Raw genomic sequence first — 8357 nt, 5'->3', positions numbered from 1 at the left:
CAACACGACCGCGAGGTGTACGATGTAAATAGCCAATTTGTAATAAATACGGCTCATAAACTTCCTCAATGGTTTGAGTATCTTCTCCCGTAGCTGCGGCAACTGCATCCAATCCCACCGGTCCTCCATTAAACTGTTCGATCATGACACTTAACACTAATCGGTCTGTCCAATCTAAACCCATCGGATCTACATTAAAGACTTCTAGTGCTTCTGCTGCTACTGATTGGTTAATTATCTCAAGTTTTTTCACCTGTGCATAGTCTCGCACCCGTTTCAGGAGACGGTTAGCAATGCGAGGAGTACCACGGGAGCGACGGGCAATTTCCTCAGCACCATCTTGAGTCACGGGAGCTTGCAGTAAAGCGGCTGTTCGTTGGACAATTAAAGTTAGTTCATCTACTTCATAGAATCGCAGACGTTGAATCAGCCCAAAGCGATCGCGTAATGGTGAAGTTAGGGAGCCAACCCTAGTCGTAGCGCCAACTAGAGTAAACTTAGCCAAAGGAATACTTCTAATCTTTGCTGATTGTCCCTTACCAATCGTAATATCCAAGCGATAATCTTCCATCGCGGGATATAATAATTCTTCCGTCATCCGCGATAAGCGATGAATTTCATCTATAAATAATATATCTCCAGGCTTCAAATTAATCAAAAGTCCCACAATATCTCGCGGACGTTCTAAAGCAGGAGCAGCAGTAATTTTACAATTAACTTCCATCTCTGTAGCCAAAATCAGGGACATAGTAGTCTTCCCCAATCCCGGCGGACCGTATAATAGTAAATGGTCTAATGATTCATTTCTCCCTTTAGCGGCTGCGATCGCAATTTCCAAAACACTCTTCAACTCTTTTTGCCCGATATAATCCGCCAACCGATGAGGACGAATACCTTCCTCCTGACTATCAGTTTCATCCGCCATCGCCGTAGCAATTAAAATATCAGTCTCGCCAGTAGTTTCTTCCTTGGAAATATTCTTTCTACTCTTTTTTTTCGTACTAGACTTAGGTTTTTCCTCATCTGGTTGTTGAGACTGTTGTCGGAAAGAAGTAATTGCCATAAGTTTAATAGTTTAAGAATTTATTGTAATATCAATTTCGGTTTAACCCCAGACCTAAAGTCCGTTTGTAGTAGGCGCTTCAGCGCTAAAGCGCCTACTACGAACCAATTACCTCATTTTGCGCTATAATTACCAGGGTTCCGCACTGGAAAACTGGCTTCCTGTCTGGGATTCGTCAATTCAAAATCTGAAATTAGAAACTACAAGACACTAGATATGCTATCTAAACGAATCTTACCTTGCTTGGATGTCAAAGCTGGACGGGTTGTCAAAGGAGTTAACTTCGTGGATCTTAAAGATGCTGGAGATCCCGTCGAGTTAGCGAAAGCCTATAACGAGGCAGGGGCAGATGAACTAGTATTTCTGGATATTACCGCCACCCACGAAGACCGAGATATTATAGTTGACGTAGTTTACCGGACAGCGGAACAAGTTTTTATTCCCCTCACTGTCGGCGGCGGTATCCAATCCTTAGAAACGATTAAACTATTGTTAAGGGCTGGAGCGGATAAAGTCAGCATTAACTCGGCAGCGGTAAGGAATCCGGATTTTGTCAATCGAGCTAGCGATCGCTTCGGAAACCAATGTATTGTAGTAGCGATTGATGCCAGAGCGCGAAAAGCTCCCCAGAATCCTGGCTGGGATGTATACGTGCGTGGGGGCAGGGAAAATACGGGAATAGATGCAATCTCATGGGCAAAAGAAATGGCACAAAGGGGCGCTGGTGAACTCCTCGTCACTAGTATGGATGGGGATGGAACCCAAGCAGGGTATGATTTAGAATTAACTCGCACTATTGCCGAGCAAGTAGAAATTCCTGTGATAGCTTCCGGCGGTGCAGGGAATTGCCAACATATTTATGAGGCACTCACAGACGGAAAAGCTGAAGCAGCACTACTGGCATCCCTACTCCATTACGGACAACTTACAGTATCCCAAATCAAAAGCTATCTGACTGACCGCAAACTCCCGGTGCGGTTGACGTAATACAGTGTACGACTTACAGCGAATCTTTAAGTTTTGTTATACATACCTACGAATTAGGTGTTGTTAGAATAGATGAGCTGTTACATTTCGTAAACTATGTTAATCGCTATTTTAATATTTGATGTTGCTTTAGTAGCTTGGTCCCTCCACCTGATGCAGCAAGCCTTCGATACCCGCGAATTCTCACTGATGCTGGCGGGAACCTTGGTAGCGCTATCGGCAGGGGCGATGATAGTAGTGTATTTTCTGATGAACACCTACATCTGCTATCTCGATCGCATCGCCCAAACCCCCAGCCCCTTCTATTGAAGGGTTGGCGGGAATAAAAAAGAAATTTACCAATAATGCTTGACTAAATTGAATAATTCAGGGATGATTGTAAATGCTTCACGGGGTTATAGCTCAGTTGGTAGAGCACCTCAATGGCATTGAGGGGGTCAGCGGTTCGAATCCGCTTAACTCCATATTCCGTGGGTAAGAGGTAAGAGGTAAGATGTGAAAGGCAGAGGAGAAAACTGAAAACTGAAAACTGAAAACTCAAAACTCTCTTCCCCATTCCCCCTTTATGACAAACTATAAATTCCCAGAAGACTTTTGCTGGGGTACTGCAACATCCTCCTATCAAATTGAAGGTGCAGCAACAGAAGGTGGACGAAAACCTAGTGTATGGGATACATTCAGCGCCACTCCTGGAAGAGTGTTAAATAATGATACAGGTGCGATCGCGTGCGACCATTATCATCTATATAAAGAAGATATAGAATTAATGGCAGAACTGGGAATCAAGCACTATCGTTTCAGTATTGCTTGGAGTCGAATTATTCCCGATGGTAGAGGTGCAGTTAACGAAGAAGGCGTAGATTTCTATAAGCGTATAATTGACTGTTTAAACGAATATGGAATTACTCCCCACGCCACATTATTCCACTGGGATTCACCTCAAGCATTAGAAGATTTATATGGCTCTTGGCAAAATCGGCAGATGGCAAGAGACTATGCTGATTATGTTACAGCAGTTGTGAGTCGATTAGGCGATCGCATTACCAATTGGATGACAATTAATGAAATCCCCTGCTTTACCCACATCGGATATAAAGTTAATTCAGATCCCCCTCATGCACCAGGAAAAAGAGTAAATTCATTAAAAGAAATTTGGCAAACCTCTCACCACGCCTTATTAGCCCACGGCTTAGGTTGTCAAGCAATTCGTGCTGCATCTCCGGTTTCTTGCTCAGTAAGTTTAGTAGATAACTTTGCCGTAACCGTACCCATTCAGGAATCAGCTGAACATATAGAAGCCGCCCAAAAAGCCTTTCATACCTCCGGACAAAATGGGGGTATTATTTTACCAGTACTTACAGGAAAGTATAGTCCCACTTTACTAGAAGAATTAGGAGAAAATGCACCAGATATTAAAGATGGAGACTTAGAAACAATCCATCAAGCATTAGATGCTTTAGGATTTAACATATACACAGGCACATACATTCGAGCCGCAGATAATAAATGGGGATACGAAATTCTAGACTTCCCCAAAGGATATCCCAGAATGGAGATGCCATGGCTCAATCTTCTCCCCGATGCTATATATTGGGGCATTAGACATATTAGCGAAACCCTCAACCGTCCCGACTTACCAATAATTATTACCGAAAATGGCTGTCCAGCCCAAGACGAATTAAATGAAAAAGGAGAAGTTATAGATAGCGATCGCATTTTATACCTAAGACAACACCTAAGAATGGCAAAGCGAGCAATTTCGGAAGGATATCCACTAAAAGGATACTTCCTCTGGAGTTTTCTAGATAACTTTGAATGGGCGTGGGGATACCAACAACGATTTGGGATTGTGTATGTAGATTATAAAACCCAAAAACGCATACCCAAAACCAGCTTCAATTGGTATCGCGAATGTATCCGCACAAATCAGATAATATAATCCATAAACCTCAAAAAAATCACCATGTTAACCAATAATCTAATTCCCCTATTAAATCAAGGACTAATTGTATCCTGCCAAGCCCCAACAGACTCGCCCCTACACAACCCAATCGTCATAGGAGCCATGGCAAAAGCTGCAATGAATCAGGGTGCTGTTGGTATAAGAATCGATACACCAGATCAGATTACAGCAGTGCGATTAGAATGTCCAACTGCACCAATTATTGGATTGTGGAAACAGCAAATACCAGGGTATGAAGTTTACATTACACCTCAATTTCACCACGGAGTTGCGATCGCAATTGCGGGTGCTGATATTATTGCCATTGACGCTACCTTACGCCAACGCCCCGGCGGAGAAACAGTAGCAGAATTAATTGCTAGAATCCATAATGAGTTGGGCAAACCAGTCATGGCAGATATTGATACAATAGAAAGTGCGATCGCAGCAGTTGCAGCGGGAGCAGATTTAGTGGGGACAACCCTTTACGGTTATACGAATCAAACGAAACATTTAAAACCACCTGGTTTTGATTTACTTGTTCAATTAGTGGATAAATTAGAAATTCCGGTAATTTGTGAAGGGGGAATTTCTACGCCGGAGATGGCAAATAAGGCGCTCAAGTTGGGGGGATATGCCGTGGTTGTTGGTACGGCAATTACAGGTATTGATTTGCAGGTGAAAGCTTATCGGGAAGCGATTAGTTAAAGTGGGGAGTTGGATGTTTTATTTATATTAAATAATATTTCAACTCAAGAAAGAATCTGGATAAAAATCCCTAACAATCGTTCGATGGGTTCAACAGATATTTCTACAGGATCAATATATAGGGTTTGATTATCTAATTGCAAAAATTTCCATAACACCCCAGTGGTAACGCATCCATAAACTGTAGTCACAGAATTATTTTCCCGTGCGTTAAATATCTGTGCTGCAAGCATTTCACTGCCACATTGACCTAATCCCAAATTAATATTCTCATTTTTTGCCTCAACAATAGTCATTACTGGAGCGCTAATGTAATATTGTTCGCGACTGCGAGTAATTAAAAAATCAGGTGAACCATTGAGTCCCAAATTTGAATCTACAGTAAAATCATTACCAGAAAATAAACCAATTTGGTGATTCATTTTTCGCTTAATTTCGAGTAAAATCGGGGTAATAATTAATTCAGATCGTGCCTTTTCACTATTGATTGCAGTTGCTAATGGCAATGACTCTTGCAACGTCATTGATAGTAATTCTGTAGGAGTTATCGGATTTATATTAGGAAATAATCGAGTCGTTTCCGCCAAAGTCAAATTAAATTGTTCGACTAGGTTTTTTAGGGTAAATTGGCTGTAAGGCATAAATAGGTAAGGTCTTACCACACGATCGGGTCAACTATATTATATGTTACAAGGTTGATCGCCCGTCCGCTGCAACATTTCTGGAGAAATGTAATATTGCCAAAAGCGATGCCACAAATAACTTTTTCTCACGATCAGCCGCAAAAGCTAGACATGCTTTGATGTCTTCGGAAGTTAGTTCAGAAAAATCTTCCAGAATTTCTGTTTGTGTCATGCCACCTGCCAGATATTCTAGGATATCATACACAGTGATGCGCATTCCTCGAATACAAGGCTTCCCACTGCGTTTTCCCGGCTCAATCGTGATGATGTCTTGGTAGTCCATAAAGCTATAGTTGTTGGAAATATTTATTTATATCTATCATATCGCGAAGTTATCGGATCGAGCATTAAATTGATGCTTCTTTCTGGGTGGTAGTTAACTTTAGTGAGGTATAGTTTACCCTGAATAACTTTTCTATGTCAAGCCCCACTACTTATTACTCAACCACTCCTAATTCTTCCGATTAAACTTCGCTTTCAAATCCGCCAAACTAGCAGAATTATTCTTACTCCGATTCTCACTATTCTTAACACTAGCACTCTCACTTACCCCATCATTAGATCTCATCGATAACCCAATCCGCTTCAATTTCTCATCCACAGAAACCACCCGCACCTTCACAACTTGTCCCACTTTCACTATCTGCTTGGGATCTTCCACAAACCTGTCTGCTAATTGGGAAATATGGACTAATCCATCATGATGGACTCCAATATCCACAAATGCACCAAAGTTAGCCACATTCGTTACACTTCCTTCTAATTCCATACCAATTTCTAGGTCAGATATTTCTTTCACTCCTTCCTTAAATGTGGCATATTTAAACTCTGCACGGGGATCTCGTCCCGGTTTTTCTAATTCTTTAATTATATCCTGAAGTGTGGGTAATCCAATCGTCTCAGTTACATATTTTTTCAGATTAACTGATTTGAGTTTATCTGCGGCTTGGGATATCTGAGATAAGGATACGTTTAAGTCTTTGGCAATGGCTTCCACTACTGGATAACTTTCTGGATGGACAGCGGTATTATCTAATGGGTTATCCCCACCGCGAATCCGCAAAAATCCCGCTGCTTGTTCAAAGGCTTTTGGTCCGAGTTTTGCTACTTTCATCAGTTTGCGGCGATTGGTAAAGGCTCCATTTTCATTCCGATAAGTAACGATATTCTTGGCAATAGTTGGGGTTAAACCTGAGACAAAGGTGAGGAGTTCTTTTGATGCGGTGTTTAAATCCACACCCACATAGTTAACGCAGCTTTCTACTGTATCATCTAACTTCTTTTTTAGTAATTTCTGATCCACATCATGCTGATACTGTCCCACTCCTATGGATTTGGGGTCAATTTTCACTAATTCTGCTAAAGGATCTTGTAAGCGCCTTCCGATACTAATTGAGCCGCGCACGGTAACATCTTGATCGGGGAATTCTTCTCGTGCCACATCGCTGGCGGAATAAATAGATGCACCAGATTCATTTACGATTACTTTAATCGGTTTGCGCTCAATTGTTTTAAATACTTCCCCGACAAACTCATCAGTTTCGCGGGATGCTGTACCGTTACCAATCGCAATCAGTTCGATCTGGTATTTTTCAATTAGTTTCTTAATAATTCCAGCCGCCTCAGTGGGTTTTCCGGTGTGAGGGAATATGGTTTGATATTCTAAAAACTTGCCAGTTTCATTCAATACTGTCACCTTACATCCTGTGCGCAATCCCGGATCGATCGCTAATGTTGGTTTCATTCCCGCAGGTGCAGATAGGAGTAATTCCCGGAGATTTGTTTCAAAAGTTTTAATGGATTCAATATCGGCATAAGTTTTGCGATCGCTCCTTACTTCGGTAGTCAAAGAAGTCTTCATCAAACGATTAAAAGCATCCTTTAACATAGCGCGATAAAAATCCCGCACGGCTGGAATTTTTGTTCTAATTTCCTCAGATTCCAAATAAGATTGGACTGCATCTTCATCAAAGTTAAGGTCAAGACTCAATACTTTTTCACTCTCACCTCGGAAAAGTGCTAACATATTGTGAGAAGCAATATCTTTGGCTTTGATTTGGTAGCTGCGGTACATTTCAAATTTAGTACTCCCTTCCGGACACTCATCTTTTATCTTAGATAAGAATATCCCATTCTGCATGAAATAGTCTCGCAGGTAAGCCCGAAATTCGGCTTTTTCCGATACAGCTTCTGCTAAAATATCGGAAGCACCTTTAAGTGCCTCTTCTGCGGTTTTTACTCCTTTATCTTCTGAAATATACTTAGCGGCTTCATCTGTCAGAGAAACAGGCGTTGCTTTGGGATTATTCAAAGATTTAATAAATTCCGCTAAGGGTTCTAAACCTTTTTCCCTAGCAATAGTTGCTCTAGTACGGCGTTTGGGTTTATAAGGAAGATAGAGATCTTCTAGTTCATTTTTTTGCAGGGAAGATTCAATTTTGGCTTTAAGTTCATCTGTGAGTTTACCTTGAGCTGCGATCGCATCCAATATCGACGATTTCCGTTCTTCCAATTCTGTCAGGTAGGTGTAGCGTTCGGAAATATCCCGCAATTGTACCTCATCGAGGGAATTCGTCCGCTCTTTCCGGTAGCGGGCGATGAAGGGAATGGTTGCACCTTCGGCAAATAGGGCGAGGGTGTTTTCAATTTGGGAGGGGGTGATGGATAATTCCTGGGCGAGGAGTTGGGGGATGTTTAGCATGGGGTGTGGATGGAGGGGACTTTTCTAGGATACGCATAAAATTGACCTCTCCCCCATCCCCTCTCCTAAGAGGCGAGGGGAGTAAGAATATCTCCTTGCCTGATTTTAGCTATTCCCCAACCTCTCTACTGCAAGGTTAGGGGCTGGAGGAGAGTTATTGAAATCTGTAGTGTCACACTTCAGGGTGCAAAATGTAAATTTAATCTGACAACTTGCACGATTCGCGATAACCCGGCAGTGGTTTAAACCACTGCCTAATAGCTTAAGTCAGTT

At 41.9% G+C, this 8357-nt stretch carries 8 protein-coding genes and 1 tRNA gene; 5 read left to right on the top strand and 4 right to left on the bottom strand.

Features of this window, described 5'->3' with window-relative positions:
* On the bottom strand, nt 1-1063 hold a 1063-nt coding region (ruvB, locus tag NJ959_RS21505; protein WP_254013790.1), incomplete at its 3' end, for a Holliday junction branch migration DNA helicase RuvB.
* Between the two features lie 216 nt (nt 1064-1279).
* Between ruvB and hisF the strand changes: the two genes are divergently transcribed.
* The 5 genes from hisF to NJ959_RS21480 all read left to right on the top strand — a co-directional run bounded on the left by hisF (nt 1280) and on the right by NJ959_RS21480 (nt 4700).
* Entirely contained in the window at nt 1280-2050 is a 771-nt protein-coding gene (hisF, locus tag NJ959_RS21500; RefSeq protein ID WP_254013789.1) for an imidazole glycerol phosphate synthase subunit HisF, read from the top strand.
* 96 nt (nt 2051-2146) lie between these two features.
* Nucleotides 2147-2359, top strand: a complete 213-nt coding sequence (locus NJ959_RS21495; RefSeq protein ID WP_254013788.1) for a hypothetical protein — start codon at nt 2147-2149, stop codon at nt 2357-2359.
* Between the two features lie 82 nt (nt 2360-2441).
* A tRNA-Ala gene (locus NJ959_RS21490) sits at nt 2442-2514 on the top strand.
* A 101-nt stretch (nt 2515-2615) separates the two neighbouring features.
* Nucleotides 2616-3989, top strand: coding sequence for a GH1 family beta-glucosidase (locus NJ959_RS21485; protein ID WP_254013787.1), 1374 nt, complete (start codon nt 2616-2618; stop codon nt 3987-3989).
* 24 nt (nt 3990-4013) lie between these two features.
* Complete coding sequence (locus NJ959_RS21480; RefSeq protein ID WP_254013786.1) at nt 4014-4700, top strand: N-acetylmannosamine-6-phosphate 2-epimerase; 687 nt, start codon at nt 4014-4016, stop codon at nt 4698-4700.
* 44 nt (nt 4701-4744) lie between these two features.
* On the opposite strand, the gene NJ959_RS21475 is transcribed toward NJ959_RS21480, so the two are convergent.
* From NJ959_RS21475 to NJ959_RS21465, 3 genes are all read right to left on the bottom strand, one after another.
* A complete protein-coding gene (locus tag NJ959_RS21475; protein WP_254013785.1) occupies nt 4745-5341 on the bottom strand; it encodes a hypothetical protein in 597 nt (198 codons plus the stop codon).
* 46 nt (nt 5342-5387) lie between these two features.
* Nucleotides 5388-5666, bottom strand: a complete 279-nt coding sequence (locus tag NJ959_RS21470; RefSeq protein ID WP_254013784.1) for a DUF433 domain-containing protein — start codon at nt 5664-5666, stop codon at nt 5388-5390.
* 168 nt (nt 5667-5834) lie between these two features.
* Entirely contained in the window at nt 5835-8084 is a 2250-nt protein-coding gene (locus NJ959_RS21465; RefSeq protein WP_254013783.1) for a Tex family protein, read from the bottom strand.
* Nucleotides 8085-8357 lie beyond the last annotated feature (273 nt).

The organism is Limnofasciculus baicalensis BBK-W-15, assembly GCF_024178385.1.
GTDB classification, from domain to species: Bacteria; Cyanobacteriota; Cyanobacteriia; order Cyanobacteriales; family Coleofasciculaceae; genus Limnofasciculus; species Limnofasciculus baicalensis.
The sequence above is the reverse complement of the archived record's forward strand: the minus strand, read 5'-3'. Positions and strand labels throughout refer to the sequence as shown.

Bases quoted from the DNA above. Each gene is read 5' to 3' on its own strand.
- NJ959_RS21475 (WP_254013785.1), bottom strand. From the start codon at position 5,341: ATGCCTTACAGCCAATTTACCCTAAAAAACCTAGTCGAACAATTTAAT.
- hisF (WP_254013789.1), top strand. From the start codon at position 1,280: ATGCTATCTAAACGAATCTTACCTTGCTTGGATGTCAAAGCTGGACGG.
- NJ959_RS21495 (WP_254013788.1), top strand. From the start codon at position 2,147: ATGTTAATCGCTATTTTAATATTTGATGTTGCTTTAGTAGCTTGGTCC.
- NJ959_RS21465 (WP_254013783.1), bottom strand. From the start codon at position 8,084: ATGCTAAACATCCCCCAACTCCTCGCCCAGGAATTATCCATCACCCCC.
- NJ959_RS21485 (WP_254013787.1), top strand. From the start codon at position 2,616: ATGACAAACTATAAATTCCCAGAAGACTTTTGCTGGGGTACTGCAACA.
- NJ959_RS21470 (WP_254013784.1), bottom strand. From the start codon at position 5,666: ATGGACTACCAAGACATCATCACGATTGAGCCGGGAAAACGCAGTGGG.
- NJ959_RS21480 (WP_254013786.1), top strand. From the start codon at position 4,014: ATGTTAACCAATAATCTAATTCCCCTATTAAATCAAGGACTAATTGTA.